Origin of the sequence: Enterovibrio sp. FF113 (assembly GCF_041439165.1) — a bacterium.
GTDB classification, from domain to species: Bacteria; Pseudomonadota; Gammaproteobacteria; order Enterobacterales; family Vibrionaceae; genus Enterovibrio; species Enterovibrio norvegicus_A.
The window spans coordinates 17110-32444 of sequence record NZ_JBGONO010000006.1 but is presented as its reverse complement, the minus strand read 5'-3'; the positions used below and the strand labels follow the sequence as shown (position 1 = coordinate 32444).

The following is a 15335-nucleotide window of genomic DNA, read 5'->3' as shown; positions in this document are numbered from 1 at the left end:
AAGATGCGAACAAATTAGTTAGCAACAATGTTAACCAGTTTGCCTGGTACGTAGATCACTTTACGAACGGTTTTCCCTTCGGTGAACTTCACTACGTGCTCATCGTTTTGTGCCATGGCTTCAACGTCAGCTTTCGCTGCGTCAGCCGCAACGGTGATTTTTGCGCGAAGCTTGCCGTTCACTTGAACGATGATTAGCTTCTCGTCTTCAATCATGGCATCGCTGTCTGCGATAGGCCATTGCGCGTTGTCGACATCACTTTCACCCAGAGCAATCCACAATTCATTGCTGATGTGCGGCGTGATTGGGTAAAGCATAGAAACCACGGCTTTAAGTGCTTCATCAAGGATCGCGCGATCCGTGTCGGTTTCCTGCGGCGCTTTCGTTAGGCGGTTCATCAATTCCATCACGGCAGCAATCGCTGTGTTGAAGGTTTGACGGCGGCCAATATCATCGCTTACTTTCGCGATGGTTTTGTGTACTTCACGGCGCAGCGTTTTCTGATCGGCGGTTAACGCAGAGGCATCCAATGCAGAAACCGACCCTTTTGCGGTGTGCTCGAAGACCAGTTTCCAGATACGTTTCAGGAAGCGGTTTGCGCCTTCAACGCCAGACTCTTGCCATTCCAGCGTCATATCCGCTGGCGACGCAAACATCATGAACAAACGCACGGTATCAGCACCGTATTTGTCCACCATCTCTTGAGGGTCGATACCGTTGTTTTTCGACTTAGACATTTTGGTCATGCCTGAGTGAACAACCTCGTTGCCTTCGTTATCAACTGCCTTAGTGATGCGGCCTTTGTCATCACGCTCAACGGTCACGTCAGTTGGAGAAACCCATACTTTCGTGCCTTTTTCGTTGTTGTAGTAATAAGCATCCGCCAACACCATGCCTTGGCACAGCAGTTGTTTGTATGGCTCATCACTTTCCACCATGCCAGCATCACGCAGCAGTTTGTGGAAGAAGCGAGAATACAGAAGGTGCATACAAGCGTGTTCAATACCCCCCACATATTGGTCAACTGGCAGCCAGTAGTTGGCCGCATCTGAATCCAACATTTGGTCAGCTTTTGGTGAACAGTAACGCGCGTAATACCAAGAAGACTCCATGAAGGTGTCAAACGTATCGGTTTCACGCAGCGCAGGTTGACCGTTATAGGTGGTTTCTGCCCATGTTTTGTCTGCTTTGATAGGGCTAGTCACGCCATCCATCACTACGTCTTCTGGCAGAAGAACGGGTAGCTGATCTGCTGGGACAGGGTGTACTTGACCGTCTTCTGTGGTGACCATTGGAATAGGTGCACCCCAGTAACGTTGACGAGAAACGCCCCAGTCACGTAGACGGAAGTTGACTGTCTTGTGGCCTTTGCCTTCTGACTCAAGTTTTGCCGCAATCGCGTCAAACGCTTGCTCGAAAGCCAAACCGTCGAATTCGCCAGAGTTAAACAGAACACCTTTTTCGGTGTACGCAGCTTCTGAAATATCTAGCTCGCTGCCATCTTCTGGTTTGATAACACCGATGATTTCGATGCCATATTTGGTGGCGAATTCGTAGTCGCGCTGGTCGTGACCAGGAACCGCCATGACAGCGCCTGTGCCGTAATCCATCAGAACAAAGTTGGCCACATAGATTGGCACTTCACGGCCATTCAAAGGGTGGATAGCGGTCAAGCCCGTATCCATGCCTTTCTTCTCCATGGTCGCAAGCTCTGCTTCTGCAACCTTGGTGTTACGGCACTCTTCGATGAATGCTGCTAGTTCTGGGTTGTTCTCTGCAGCTTTCGCGGCCAGAGGGTGACCTGCGGCGATACCCACGTAGGTGACGCCCATCAGGGTGTCAGGACGTGTGGTGTAAACTTCTAGGTCTGAATGGCCAGCAACGGTGAACGACAATTCAACACCTTCAGAGCGACCAATCCAGTTGCGCTGCATGGTTTTCACCATGTCAGGCCAGCCTTCTAGGGTGTCCAGATCGTCCAGCAGCTCTTGCGCATAAGCGGTGATTTTGATGAACCACTGTGGGATTTCTTTTTGCTCTACAGGCGTATCACAACGCCAGCAACAGCCATCTTCAACTTGTTCGTTAGCCAGTACGGTTTGGTCGTTCGGGCACCAGTTAACTGAAGACGTCTTCTTGTATACTAAGCCTTGAGTGTACAGCTTGGTGAAGAACTCTTGTTCCCAACGATAGTATTCAGGCGTACAGGTCGCGAATTCGCGATCCCAGTCATAGCCAAAGCCCAGCAGTTTTAGCTGGTTCTTCATGTATTCGATGTTTTCGTAAGTCCAAGGTGCTGGTGCAGTCTTGTTCTTCACCGCGGCGTTCTCCGCCGGCAGGCCAAATGCGTCCCAGCCGATAGGCTGCATCACATTTTTGCCTTGCAGGCGCTGATAGCGAGCAATCACATCACCGATGGTGTAGTTACGAACGTGACCCATGTGCAGGCGACCACTTGGGTATGGGAACATTGATAGGCAGTAGAACTTTTCTTTGCTAGGGTCTTCTTGAGCAACAAAAGTTTTGTTCTTGTCCCAATCGGCCTGAACCTTAGGCTCTATGTCCTGTGGACGGTATTGTTCTTGCATCGATGACATCCGGGAAATTTGTGAGATAGGTATGAAATGTACCAAAATAATCGACATAGAATAACTAAAGGTAGATGGCGCAACAACAGTTGAATGCAGAGGTGCCCAATGTCAGAGCAAAAAACGGAATATAAGTTGCTAACTCAACGAATTAGCAACGCGTTAAAGAACAGCCCTGTAGAGCTCCAACGCTGGGTTGACTTGTCTGAGCGATATTTTGGTGCTGCGGCAGACATGACCAAAGATGAACTCGCCTTGATTGAAGCATACTTCAAGCGCGATGTTCAGGCGTTCAGTGAGCGTTACAATCAGCCAGAGACAGGCGCAGATGATGGTCAGTTATTCCGCAGTTTGATTGCCAATTCTATCTGGCAGCAATTGGCCGAAATCACAGACAAGACCCAACTGGAATGGCGTGAGGTGCTGCAAGATATTCAGCATCATGGTGTGTATTCTGCCGGCGAAGTGGTTGGTTTGGGGATTCTGGTTTGCGAGAAGTGCGCGAATCAGACCGAGCATACCCATGTTGGCGTGTTGATCCCGTGCATCAAATGCGGCAACAAACAGTTTAGCCGTAAGCCATTTCCGGCGTAAATGTGGGGTAGACAGGGCCTAGGAAAAAAAGGTCCTAGGAAGAGCGAAAGCTTGATTCAGGTCGTCGCCTAATCAAAAGCTCCCTGGACCCAGCTTGCGTCTTATTTTAGCGGCTCAATGTTAAATTTCTGCCCAGCGAGTGCTGCTTCCACCATTAGCCCGCCTTTGGCTTGGGTGAAAATGGCGGTGCCGTTTATGTAATAAGCCTTGGATTGCACGTTGCCTGCGCTGGCTGATGTGCCCGTGGTGCCCACATGTGCCGCGGCACCTTCAGTGAGCGCCGTAGCGGAAGCTTGTGCGCCTAGTTCAAAGCTGCCCGCCATAAAACTGTCGAAAGTCTCTTTGTCTTCAAAAAACAGTATTTCGCTGAATGCTTGCCCACCAAACGTAAGCCCAATCGACACTTGAATAAGCTCGGCTTGTGCGACGGTATTATTGCCTTGAAAGACTAAGCCTTTTCCATATGCACCGCCTATCCAGAACCCGCCTTTTCCGACAGATGGAAACACGGCGTAGCCATAAGCCTTTTCGAAAAACGGCTTTACTTGATTAAAACGGTGGTAATTGGCAAGGGCTGCACGGGTGTCGGCAAATAATTCCGGATCAGGTTCGGCCGAGGCGGGTGTGATAAAAAGCGAAGAAGAAAGGATCACTGTTAGTGACAAAAGTCGTGCTAAGGCGCGCATTTGAATCTCCCTATGAAGCAAATAAAAACAAGGCTGAGACGAGATGCTCAGCCTTGTTTAAGACACAGGGGGGTAGCGAATGTTCGCTCTTATTATTGCGACTTGCTGTCAGATGATGATGTTTGACCGCGTGTTAACACAATCAGTGCAATCCCTGACATAAGAATCCACAGATAAAGCGGCCAGTCACCAAAACGGGTATAGGGCGTTTGTCCTTGTGTTGTCGGCACATCGGCGCGCAATACGATGGTTTCAAACTGCGGGATTTGTGCGATCACGTCACCTTGATAGCCAATAGCAGCAGTGAGCCCGGTATTGGTTGAACGCAGGACAGGCTTGCCATTTTCCAGCGCACGCATTCGTGCTATTTCAAGATGCTGATGTGGGCCGATAGACGTACCAAACCAGGTATCGTTAGACAGGGTTAAAATGAAATCAGATTCGGGTGTTAGGCTTTGGCGGACTTGATCGCTAAATGCAATTTCATAGCAAATCGCAGGGGCGAGTTGATAGCCTTTTGCACTAATGTTCGACTGCGTATAGTCACCGCGACTAAATGATGACATCGGTAGATTAAACAGTGGCGCTAACGGACGCAAAATGTCAGCAAACGGCACAAACTCACCGAATACCAGCAGATGGTGCTTACTGTAGCTTTGCTGCGCCGGATAATCGTATCCTTCCATGCCATTATCACCGAGGGTGATCACGTTGTTATAGAATTGCCCTTCTTGGTTTTGATCAAGGACGCCCGTAATAATAGCAGTGTCGTTGTTGATCGCCGCCGAATCGAGACGGGCAAGGAAGTCGGGTATATCGCGCTCCAATGCGGGTATGGCAGCTTCAGGCCAGATAACAATATCAGCGTCCCAGTTTTGACGTGTCATGTCCTGATAGCTCAGTAACGTCGGCCAGCGCTGGCTCGGTAGCCATTTCAGCTCTTGAGGAACGTTACCTTGCACCATGGCGACATCAACGCTTTCGCCTGTTTCCTGTACCCACGGAATTTGACTGGATACCGCGGCAACAATCGCCACCACAAGTGCCGGCAATAGCGCCGAGACTTTACGAACGATGAGCGTGTGCGCAATCGATGCTGAAATAATCAGTAGCGCAAGCGTAATGCCCTGTACGCCCAGCAAAGGGGCAAAGGCAGAAAGAGGGCCATCAATTTGACTGTAACCAGGCCACAGCCAAGGGAAGCCCGTTAAGAACCAGCCGCGGAACCAATCAATCAAAAGCCAAAGCGAGGGGGCGAATAACAAATACGATAACGCGAGTGGCAGTCGAGTGCGTCTTAGGATGAATGCAAACAGCGCAGGGTAGAGCGCTAAGAACATCACCAACAAGCCGATGAGACAAAGCCCTATCGCCGTTGGTAAGCCACCGAATTTCTCGATAACCACATACACCCAACCAACGCCGGTACCAAATTGGCCCAGACCCCAGCTAAAACCGATTAACGCGGCGCGCTTAGGTGATTGCTGGTGGATAAGTAGGAGAAGTGCGATCAAAGAGACCAGCATGGCTGGCCAGAAGGCGTAAGGCGCGAACGCCAGAGTAGCAAGTGCACCAGAAAAAGCGGCCCCGAAGATCCGCATGAATTCTTGGGGCCGCTTTGAAGTTTCAATATTTAGCATTTGACGATTAAGCCGTTTCCTCTGCAGTCGTATCGGGGATAGTAACCTGCAATTGGATAACGCGTCGACTGTCAGCTGCGGTGACTTTGAAATGGAAGTTTTCGATGTCCACTTCTTCGCCGCGGGTTGGAAGGTGACCAAAGCTGGTCATGACCAATCCACCAATGGTGTCGATATCGTCATCATTGAACTGAGAACCAAATTTCTCGTTAAAATCTTCCAGCGTGGTCAGCGCTTTCACCGCAAAGGTGTGCTTGCTGAGCTGGCGGATTTCTTGCTCTTCTTCGTCGTCGTATTCGTCTTCAATATCGCCAACGATTTCTTCAAGAATATCTTCGATAGTCACCACGCCGGATACGCCGCCGAATTCATCGACAACAATCGCCATGTGATAGCGTTCTTCCTGAAACTCTTTCAGCAAGCGGTCAACACGTTTGCTTTCCGGCACGACAACAGCGCGGCGGATTACTTTATCAATGTCGAACGGTTCGCTGTCGGCCATCAGGTAGCGTAGCAAGTCTTTTGCTAGCAGAATGCCTTCAACATGGTCTTTGTCATCGCTGATCACCGGATAGCGCGAATGCTGGGCGTCGTTGATAACCGTGATAATCTCTTCGAGAGGTTGTGAGCGTTCGATGGTTACCATCTGCGAACGCGGAATCATGATGTCTCGAATGCGCATTTCAGAAATCTGCATGACGCCTTCGAGCATATCCCGTGTATCGTGATCGATCAGATCGTTCTGTTCTGAATCACGGAATACATCTACCAGTTCCTGACGATCTTTAGGTTCACCCTGAAAAATCTGTCCTAAACGTTCGAAGAAGGTCTTTCTACTCGGACCTTCAGAGCTTTGTGAGTTGTCTTCGTTCATTGTCTCAATATTTACAACGTTAATTTAGATAAAGTCGGCCGCGTAAGGGTTGTCGAACCCAAGCGCATTCATGATAGAAATCTCGAGAGATTCCATTTCTTCTGCTTCTTCATCATCAATATGATCATAACCTAGCAGATGGAGACTGCCGTGTACAACCATGTGTGCCCAATGGGCAAAGAGGTCTTTATTCTGTTCTTGTGCTTCTTTTTCGACTACCTGACGACAGATAATTAAGTCGCCTAGTAGGTCTAACTCTACACCAGGAGGCGCTTCAAACGGAAATGACAATACGTTTGTTGGCTTGTCTTTACCGCGATAATCACGGTTAAGAGTTTGGCTTTCAAACTCATCCACTATGCGAATGGTCACTTCTGCTTGTTCGCAAAAAGATTTTACTGCTTGTTCAAACCAGTGTTGGAACTGCTCTTCACTTGGCAGGTTTTCGGTGTTTTGTGTCGCGATTTGAAGATCGACAAAATACTGCATGTTACTGTTGGTTCTCTTCTGATTGCGGCGTCGAGAATGTGGCATCGCGTTCTTGACGGCGACGTTCTTCTGCGTGTTTTCGAGCTTTGGCGTCTTCTGCTTCCCATGCTTCATAAGCAAGGACAATGCGTGCAACCACAGGATGGCGCACAACATCGTCTGCTTGGAAGAAGTTGAAGCTGATTTCATTGACATCCGCTAACACTTCAATGGCATGACGCAGGCCAGATTTTGCATTGCGCGGTAAATCTATTTGCGTGACATCACCGGTTATCACCGCGCGGCTGTTAAAGCCAATACGGGTCAGGAACATTTTCATTTGCTCAACGGTGGTGTTTTGGCTTTCATCAAGAATAATGAAGGCATCATTCAGTGTGCGACCACGCATGTAAGCAAGCGGCGCGACTTCAATCACGTTACGTTCGATCAGCTTTTCGACACGCTCGAAACCCAGCATTTCAAAAAGGGCATCGTAAAGTGGGCGTAAGTAAGGGTCGACTTTTTGGCTAAGATCGCCGGGTAAGAAACCCAGTTTCTCACCCGCTTCTACTGCGGGACGCGTCAGCAGAATACGGCGAATTTCTTGGCGCTCAAGTGCATCAACAGCAGCAGCAACAGCGAGGTAAGTTTTACCTGTACCTGCAGGCCCGACACCAAACGTAATATCATGCGTCACCATATTGGTGATGTACTGCGCCTGATTGGGTGTACGTGGCTTGATCACGCCTTTCTTGGTTTTGATGTTGATCTCTTTCCCGTAGGGGATAGAAGATTCTACCTGCTGCTCAAGTACACCGCTTTCTTTGATGGCGAGGTGAACTTGCTCTGGTTCCAAATCGGGAAAGCGATGCTTAACAGGGGCAGTTTCTACATAAAGCGTTTTGAGAATTTCGATTGCCGCAGTGGCAGTGTGTGGCTTACCCACAACGGAGAAGTGATGGCTGCGGTGGTTGATTTCCACTCCTAAACGGCGTTCGAGTTGCTTGATATTGTCATCGAAAGGGCCGCATAGGCTGGCTAGGCGTGAGTTATCAGCTGGTTCCAGTGATACTTCTAAGGTAATTATCTTGTTCAATACTGTCCTCGCAAACCTGTCCTCACAAACATCACCGGTGCCTGAATAGCACACCGGTAACCATTGATTCTCCCCGCCGAAACGGGGCTTGGCACGGCGATGTGATTCCGTACTATTACGGAGTATACACGCCTACGCCTAGATCATCTTCTTTGCGTGTTTTTGCAATCATCTCGGCTGGAGATACTGCGATACGCAGGTTCATTTCCTTCTCGGTACGAACCAGTTCGCCGCGCAATGAGTTTGCATGCACGTCGGTGATTTTCACGTCAACGAATTGACCAATCAAATCCATCGATCCCGCGAAGTTAACCACACGGTTATTCTCTGTACGGCCGCGCAGTTCCATCAGGTTTTTGCGAGATGGCCCTTCAACAAGAATACGTTGTTCTGTCTCTAGCATCTGACGCGCAAAGATCATGGTCTGCGCAGTGATTTGCTGTTGAAGTTCAGACAAACGGTCTTTCTTCACTTGCTCTGGGGTGTCATCCGGCATGTCTGCCGCCGGTGTCCCCGGGCGTGGTGAGTAGACAAAACTAAAGCTCATATCGAAATTGATGTCACGGATCAACTTCATCGTGGCTTGGAAGTCAGCCTCTGTTTCGCCAGGGAAGCCAATAATAAAATCAGAGCTCATGGCGATATCAGGACGCACTTCGCGCAGCTTGCGGATTTTTGACTTGTATTCAATCGCCGTGTGCGGGCGTTTCATCATCGTCAAAATACGATCTGAACCACTTTGAACAGGCAAGTGTAGGTGGCTAACAAGCTCTGGCGTGTCGCGATACACTTCGATGATGTCGTCAGTGAATTCTATCGGGTGGCTGGTGGTGTAACGAATGCGGTCGATACCATCTAGCGCAGCCACGTAGCGCAGCAGTTCTGCAAACGTGCAAATATCACCATCGTGCATTTCGCCGCGGTATGCGTTGACGTTTTGACCCAACAGGTTAACTTCACGCACGCCTTGCTCTGCCAGTTGTGCGATCTCGTACAATACGTCATCCATTGGACGGCTGACTTCTTCACCGCGTGTGTATGGCACAACGCAGAACGTACAGTACTTTGAGCAGCCTTCCATAATCGATACAAAGGCTGTTGCGCCTTCAGCTCGTGGCTCTGGCAAGTTATCGAATTTCTCAATCTCTGGGAAAGAAATATCCATGACAGGACCGTGGTCTTCACGAGACTGTTTGATCATCTGTGGTAAACGGTGCAACGTTTGCGGACCGAAAATTACGTCAACATAAGGAGCGCGTTCACGAATGTGGTCGCCTTCTTGGGTTGCCACGCAGCCGCCTACGCCAATCACGAGATCGGGCTTCTGATCTTTCAAGTTTTTCCAGCGTCCTAGCTGGTGGAACACTTTTTCCTGGGCTTTTTCGCGAATAGAGCACGTGTTGAGAAGCAGTACATCGGCTTCTTCAGGTACTTCGGTTAGCTCGTAGCCGCCAGCCGCATTAAGAAGATCCGCCATTTTAGATGAATCGTATTCGTTCATCTGGCAGCCCCAGGTTTTGATCAAAAGTTTTTTAGCCATGTAACTTATTGCTCATAGTAATGTTTTACGTGTTTCGGCTGAAAGGTGATGTGTGGTAACGCTGTGTTATAACTGCAACCTCAGCCGAAAAGCATTGTCCAGTTGTTGCCAAACCGTGAGAATTTCAACGAGGTTTGGACATTGGGGGCGTATTGTACTGCTTTAGCCAAACTGTGACCAGATCACCTTCTCCCCAATTTTTTGCAGGATTTATGTGGTGCAGAGGTCAGAGGGAGTCGCAATTGGTGGCGTGAAGGGTAAAATGCCCTCAGGACTTAAAGAGATTGTGTTATGAAACAATTCGATATTATCGTCGTCGGTGGCGGTATGGTGGGGGCGGCGACAGCGCTTGGTCTTGCCAGACAAGGAAAACGCGTGGCAATGGTGGAGCGTATTGCGCCACAGGCTTTTTCGCCAGAGCAGCCAATGGACTTACGTGTGTCGGCTATTTCGCCAGCATCTGTATCACTGCTTACTTCGCTCAAGGTATGGGATTCGGTGCTCAAAATGCGCCTGTGTCCGTATCGTCGCCTTGAAACCTGGGAGCATCCTGAGTGCCGTATCCGCTTTGATGCGCAAAGTATGGATTTGTCTGAACTAGGTTTTATCGTTGAAAACCGTGTGCTTCAACTGGCGCTTTGGAAGGCCTGTGAAGCGCAAGAAAATCTGGCTTTGCTGTGTCCTGCCAATATTGTTGCCATGCAGCCTGATGGTGATGGACACCGCGTAGAATTGGAAAGCGGCGAGGTGCTTCATGGGCGCTGGTTAGTGGGCGCTGATGGTGCGAATTCCCGCGTTCGAGATTATGCCAACATTGGTGTGACTGCTTGGGATTATCGCCAACACTGTATGTTGATTAATGTGAAAACCGAATTGCCTCAGCAAGATGTCACATGGCAATGGTTTACGCCGGATGGACCGCGCTCATTCCTGCCTCTTACTGGTCATCAAGGTTCGTTGGTGTGGTATGACTCACCCTCACGCATTAAACAACTTGGTGCTATGACACCTGCAGCGCTGAAACAAGAAATCTTGAGCCACTTCCCTAAAGAGCTAGGTGATATTGAGGTGCTTCAACACGGTGCGTTTCCGCTTACCCGACGCCATGCGCAGTCTTATTATCGCAATAATGTGGTGGTGCTCGGTGATGCTGCGCATACCATCAACCCACTGGCGGGTCAGGGTGTTAATCTCGGATTTAAAGACGTGGACGCGTTATTGGATGTGGCTGCTGATGCTGGCGTGGAATGGCTCAATGACTCAGTGCTGGCAGCCTACGAGCGTAAACGTAAACCCGATAACCTCATCATGCAGGCGGGCATGGATCTCTTCTATGCTGGATTTAGCAATGAAATTGCGCCGCTGAAATTGCTACGCAATGTTGGACTAAAGCTGGCGGAGAAAAGCGGCCCAATAAAGAAGCAGGTTTTGAAATACGCAATGGGGCTTTGAGCCCCATTTTTGTTTTCGAATATACTTTCAACGTTTGGTTAAGTTAAGTCCCGCAGAAGGTTCTAAGCACGCGCTCGTTAGGTGCCGGCGCGGCTTGTAAGTCTTGGTTTTCTTCACTCACGGTATACGGTGTTTTCAATGCCTCATTCAAACGATGGAATAGAGCAAAATCGTCACGCTCTGTCGCATCTTGAATCGCCTGCTCTACCTGATGATTTCTCGCGACAAGCGTGGGATTCGCGGTTCGCATCGCACTCACTGTCTCGGTTGAGTGTTCCCTAATTTCCTGCCAACTGTTCAACCACTGCTCGCCTTTTTCTTGGTTTGAGAACAAAGCCAGAACGTCACTGTTAGGCGAACCCTGTGCTACGCGTGTAAGCGCATCAAAAAATTGAGTAAAGTCCATACCCTCAGCGGCAACCATCGGCAGTGCATGGTTAACAAAGTCTTCCGCATCTGGTGTTGATACCGTTACGCCTAATTTTCGTTTGAGCCCTTGCTCAAAGGCATGCTGGAATGTGTTGATGTAGGTGGTCAGTGGTGCTTGTACCTTCTCTACGGCTTTGTCCGAATCGCTATCTAACAGTGGCAAGAAGGTTTCAGCGAGACGCTGTAAATTCCAATAGCCAATATTGGCCTGTTGGTCCCAAGCATAACGACTCTCACGGTCGATAGAACTAAACACTTTGTTTGTTTTGAATTCATCCATAAATGCGCATGGACCAAAATCGATGGTTTCACCCACCAGCGACATATTGTCTGTGTTCATCACACCATGAATGAAGCCGACTAACATCCACTGTGCAATAAGGTTTGCCTGACGCACACAAATCGCTTCAAACAACGCGAGGTATTTATCGTCACTTTCAGTAATATCGGAAAAGTGATGCTCAATAAGAAAGTCCGCCAGTGCTTTTACGCCGCTCTCACCCAGTTTGGCATAAGCATACTGGAAAGAGCCGACGCGAATATGGCTGGTTGCGGTGCGTACTTGAATGGCACCAGGCACCATTTGGTAGTCGCGCATCACTTGATCGCCCGTCGATATCATGGCCAATGTTCGTGTAGTGGGGATGCCTAACCCAGCCATGGCTTCGCTGATGAGGTACTCTCGGATCACTGCGCCTCGCGTGGCACGACCATCACCACCTCGGGAATAGGGTGTGCGTCCCGAGCCTTTGAGTTGTACATCGATTAATTGGCCGTTAGCGTCTTTAAATTGCCCCAGCATATGAGCCCGTCCATCACCTAACTGCGGAGAGTAGTGACCAAACTGATGACCGGCATAGCCCATAGCAATAGGATGTTGCTCGGCATAGTCATGATTACCGGCAAGAAAGTTAATGCCCTCTGCGCTTTCAAACCATGATGAGGCGAGGCCGTATTGTGAAAGCAGATCGTGATTGAGAGCGAGTAGCGAAGGCTGCTCGACGCGCACCGGCGGGACGTCGCTGTAAACATCATCAGGAAGAGCGTGATAAACCTGATGTTGAATAGGATTGCTGAGGTTGTCATTTTTGTTCATGTTTTACTGCGTCCCTGTCGTACAAACGGTTTGATACGCGATCGAAAGCGATCCGATCAGCACATGTTCACCATAAGCCTACAGGGATTCAATACCAATTCAACCATACAGACGCCAAGGAAAATGTTACGGGTACAGGCAGAAATAAAGAGGGGGAAGGAGTACAAAAAGAAGGAAATCAGAAACAAAAAAAGCTCGCTGAGAGCGAGCTTTTAAATGTTGTGGCTGGGATACCTGGATTCGAACCAGGGAATGGCGGCATCAAAAGCCGCTGCCTTACCGCTTGGCGATATCCCAACAGAGTTCACGCAATGAAGCATGAGTCTTAAAGTATGGTGCGGAAGGAGAGACTTGAACTCTCACACATCGCGGCGCCAGAACCTAAATCTGGTGCGTCTACCAATTTCGCCACTTCCGCATTTTTGATCAGTTTTCTATCTTGTCTGACCGTCTCTACTATGCATTAAAGCGCAAATAAAGAACAAGAGGATTGGTGCGGAAGGAGAGACTTGAACTCTCACACCTCGCGGCGCCAGAACCTAAATCTGGTGCGTCTACCAATTTCGCCACTTCCGCAATCCTAGTCGTTTCAGTTTTTTAGTCTTGTCTGAAACCTTCTATTCAACGTTAAACGTTGAGAGAAACAAGATAGATGGTGCGGAAGGAGAGACTTGAACTCTCACACCTTGCGGCGCCAGAACCTAAATCTGGTGCGTCTACCAATTTCGCCACTTCCGCTTTGTATTGCTTGGCACTGAAAAAAGAATGGTGGCTACAACGGGATTCGAACCTGTGACCCCATCATTATGAGTGATGTGCTCTAACCAACTGAGCTACGTAGCCATCTTATTTTCGTCAGGGTCTCCCCTGAGTGCGGGGCGCATTATGCGAAGAAGCTAAGACCCCGTCAACCTTTTTCCCGCGGTTTTTTCAGTGATTTGGTGTCTTCGCTTGGATTTTGAGCAGGGAGGGCCGTTTTTTGATCGAATTAAGCGGTTTTAGGTAAAAACAGGCGCTGAAAAATAAAAAAGCTGGCAAAAGCCAGCTTTTAAAATTTCATCAATGAAGCCAAATTACACGTTAAAGCGGAAGTGAATAACATCACCGTCTTTAACGATATATTCTTTGCCTTCCAAACGCCATTTGCCCGCAACTTTCGCGCCGGCTTCACCGTTGTTAGTGATGAAATCGTCGTAACCGATGATTTCGGCGCGAATAAAGCCTTTTTCGAAGTCAGTGTGGATCTTACCGGCAGCTTGTGGCGCGGTTGAACCAACTGCAACCGTCCATGCACGCACTTCTTTTACGCCAGCGGTGAAGTAGGTTTGCAATGTTAGCAGGTCGTAGCCAGCACGAATCACACGGTTTAGACCTGGTTCTTCCAAGCCCATTTCTTCAAGAAATACTGCCGCTTCGTCTGTTTCTAGTTCAGACAGCTCGCCTTCGATTTCAGCACAAACAGCAACAACGGTAGCACCTTCTTTTTCAGCGATCGCGTGCACGATGTCGAGGTATGGGTTGTTTTCAAAACCGTCATCGTTAACGTTCGCGATGTACATGGTTGGTTTCATGGTCAGGAAGTTGAGGTAATCAACCGCAGCTTTTTCTTCTTTGGTCAGCTCTACTGAACGCAGCATGTTGCCTTCTTCCAGCACAGGAAGAAGCTTGTCAAGCACAGCGATCTCGATTTTCGCGTCGCGATCACCGCCTTTTGCTTTCTTCGCTTGACGCTGAATAGCGCGCTCACATGCTTCCAAATCTGACAGTGCCAGTTCCGTGTTGATCACTTCGATGTCGTCAGCAGGGTCAACTTTGCCAGCGACGTGGATGATGTTGTCGTTTTCGAAACAACGAACAACGTGACCGATCGCGTCAGTTTCGCGGATGTTTGCAAGGAATTTGTTACCCAGACCTTCACCTTTTGACGCACCAGCAACCAAGCCCGCGATGTCTACGAATTCCATCGTGGTTGGCAAAATACGTTGTGGGTTAACGATTTTCGCAAGCGCATCCAGACGCAGATCAGGCACAGGTACCACACCCGTGTTTGGCTCGATAGTACAGAACGGGAAGTTTGCCGCTTCGATACCGGCTTTGGTCAGAGCGTTGAACAGTGTTGATTTACCTACGTTTGGCAGGCCAACGATACCGCATTTAAAACCCATGAGATGGTAACCTTTCGTTAAAAATATTATTGCGCCTTGAATGTATGAAGGCGGTTCTGCGCCTTAGCTAAATCATCTTTCAGCAGAATGTCGATACAGCGAACGGCTTCGTCGACAGCTTCTTCGATTTGGCTTTGTTCATTAGCAGGGGCTTTCGTTAATACAAAACCCGCTACTTTGTCTTTGTGGCCGGGATGTCCGATCCCGATGCGAAGACGATAAAACTCTTTGTTGTTGCCCATCTTGCTGATGATGTCACGCAGACCATTATGACCGCCATGCCCACCACCCTTTTTGAACTTGGCAACACCTGGCGGCAAGTCTAGCTCATCGTGAGCTACCATGATCTCTTCCGGTTTTATTTGGAAGAAATTGGCCAGTGAAGCCACAGATTTACCGGACAGATTCATGAATGTTGTTGGGATCAATAAACGTAGATCTTCACCACCCATGCTAATTCTGGCCGTTAAACCGAAATATTTTTTGTCTTCTTTCAGTTGCACATTATGAATACGTGCTAACTCTTCAACGACCCAAGCTCCCGCATTGTGACGGGTTTTTGAATATTCTGGTCCAGGATTCGCCAGACCCACTAAAAGACGAATTTGGTCGCTCACGGTGAGATTCTCGTTGTTATGGTTGTCATCGGTTAGGCGCTAAAGATCAGATGACGCCACCCGACCAACGCCAAAGGCGGCATATCCTAA

Annotated in this window: 12 protein-coding genes and 5 tRNA genes; 2 read left to right on the top strand and 15 right to left on the bottom strand. The window is 49.0% G+C overall.

Annotation, left to right across the window (positions count from 1 at the left end):
- Positions 1 to 14 precede the first annotated feature (14 nt).
- Positions 15 to 2588 carry a leucine--tRNA ligase gene (gene leuS / locus ACED36_RS06135; protein WP_371732941.1) on the bottom strand — a complete coding sequence of 858 codons (2574 nt, stop codon included), beginning with the start codon at positions 2586 to 2588 and terminating at the stop codon, positions 15 to 17.
- 108 nt (positions 2589 to 2696) lie between these two features.
- Between leuS and ACED36_RS06130 the strand changes: the two genes are divergently transcribed.
- Positions 2697 to 3182 carry a zinc ribbon-containing protein gene (locus ACED36_RS06130; protein ID WP_017004698.1) on the top strand — a complete coding sequence of 162 codons (486 nt, stop codon included), beginning with the start codon at positions 2697 to 2699 and terminating at the stop codon, positions 3180 to 3182.
- A 101-nt stretch (positions 3183 to 3283) separates the two neighbouring features.
- Here ACED36_RS06130 and ACED36_RS06125 read toward each other — a convergent pair whose 3' ends face one another.
- From ACED36_RS06125 to miaB, 6 genes are all read right to left on the bottom strand, one after another.
- The gene (locus ACED36_RS06125) at positions 3284 to 3868 is read right to left on the bottom strand and encodes a YSC84-related protein (RefSeq protein WP_016959668.1); all 585 of its coding nucleotides are present in this window, start codon (positions 3866 to 3868) and stop codon (positions 3284 to 3286) included.
- Between the two features lie 92 nt (positions 3869 to 3960).
- Positions 3961 to 5508, bottom strand: a complete 1548-nt coding sequence (gene lnt / locus ACED36_RS06120) for an apolipoprotein N-acyltransferase (protein WP_371732940.1) — start codon at positions 5506 to 5508, stop codon at positions 3961 to 3963.
- 7 nt (positions 5509 to 5515) lie between these two features.
- The gene (gene corC, locus ACED36_RS06115) at positions 5516 to 6382 is read right to left on the bottom strand and encodes a CNNM family magnesium/cobalt transport protein CorC (protein WP_016959666.1); all 867 of its coding nucleotides are present in this window, start codon (positions 6380 to 6382) and stop codon (positions 5516 to 5518) included.
- 24 nt (positions 6383 to 6406) lie between these two features.
- Positions 6407 to 6871 (bottom strand): rRNA maturation RNase YbeY, encoded by a 465-nt coding sequence (gene ybeY, locus ACED36_RS06110; RefSeq protein WP_016959665.1) that lies wholly within the window; start codon positions 6869 to 6871, stop codon positions 6407 to 6409.
- Position 6872: 1 nt separating this feature from the next.
- On the bottom strand, positions 6873 to 7946 hold the full coding sequence (locus ACED36_RS06105; RefSeq protein ID WP_371732939.1) for a PhoH family protein: 1074 nt from the start codon (positions 7944 to 7946) through the stop codon (positions 6873 to 6875).
- Positions 7947 to 8061: 115 nt separating this feature from the next.
- On the bottom strand, positions 8062 to 9486 hold the full coding sequence (miaB, locus tag ACED36_RS06100; RefSeq protein WP_371732938.1) for a tRNA (N6-isopentenyl adenosine(37)-C2)-methylthiotransferase MiaB: 1425 nt from the start codon (positions 9484 to 9486) through the stop codon (positions 8062 to 8064).
- A gap of 291 nt (positions 9487 to 9777) precedes the next feature.
- Between miaB and ACED36_RS06095 the strand changes: the two genes are divergently transcribed.
- Positions 9778 to 10938 (top strand): 2-octaprenyl-3-methyl-6-methoxy-1,4-benzoquinol hydroxylase, encoded by a 1161-nt coding sequence (locus ACED36_RS06095; RefSeq protein ID WP_371732937.1) that lies wholly within the window; start codon positions 9778 to 9780, stop codon positions 10936 to 10938.
- A 43-nt stretch (positions 10939 to 10981) separates the two neighbouring features.
- On the opposite strand, the gene ACED36_RS06090 is transcribed toward ACED36_RS06095, so the two are convergent.
- The 8 genes from ACED36_RS06090 to pth all read right to left on the bottom strand — a co-directional run bounded on the left by ACED36_RS06090 (position 10982) and on the right by pth (position 15245).
- A complete protein-coding gene (locus ACED36_RS06090; RefSeq protein WP_371732936.1) occupies positions 10982 to 12463 on the bottom strand; it encodes a YdiU family protein in 1482 nt (493 codons plus the stop codon).
- A 222-nt stretch (positions 12464 to 12685) separates the two neighbouring features.
- Positions 12686 to 12760, bottom strand: a tRNA-Gln gene (locus ACED36_RS06085).
- A 36-nt stretch (positions 12761 to 12796) separates the two neighbouring features.
- Positions 12797 to 12881: transfer RNA gene (locus ACED36_RS06080), tRNA-Leu, on the bottom strand.
- Between the two features lie 73 nt (positions 12882 to 12954).
- Positions 12955 to 13039 (bottom strand) — tRNA-Leu (locus ACED36_RS06075).
- 77 nt (positions 13040 to 13116) lie between these two features.
- A tRNA-Leu gene (locus ACED36_RS06070) sits at positions 13117 to 13201 on the bottom strand.
- Positions 13202 to 13229: 28 nt separating this feature from the next.
- A tRNA-Met gene (locus ACED36_RS06065) sits at positions 13230 to 13306 on the bottom strand.
- Positions 13307 to 13536: 230 nt separating this feature from the next.
- Positions 13537 to 14628, bottom strand: a complete 1092-nt coding sequence (gene ychF / locus ACED36_RS06060) for a redox-regulated ATPase YchF (RefSeq protein WP_371732935.1) — start codon at positions 14626 to 14628, stop codon at positions 13537 to 13539.
- 26 nt (positions 14629 to 14654) lie between these two features.
- The gene (gene pth / locus ACED36_RS06055) at positions 14655 to 15245 is read right to left on the bottom strand and encodes an aminoacyl-tRNA hydrolase (protein ID WP_016960613.1); all 591 of its coding nucleotides are present in this window, start codon (positions 15243 to 15245) and stop codon (positions 14655 to 14657) included.
- Positions 15246 to 15335 lie beyond the last annotated feature (90 nt).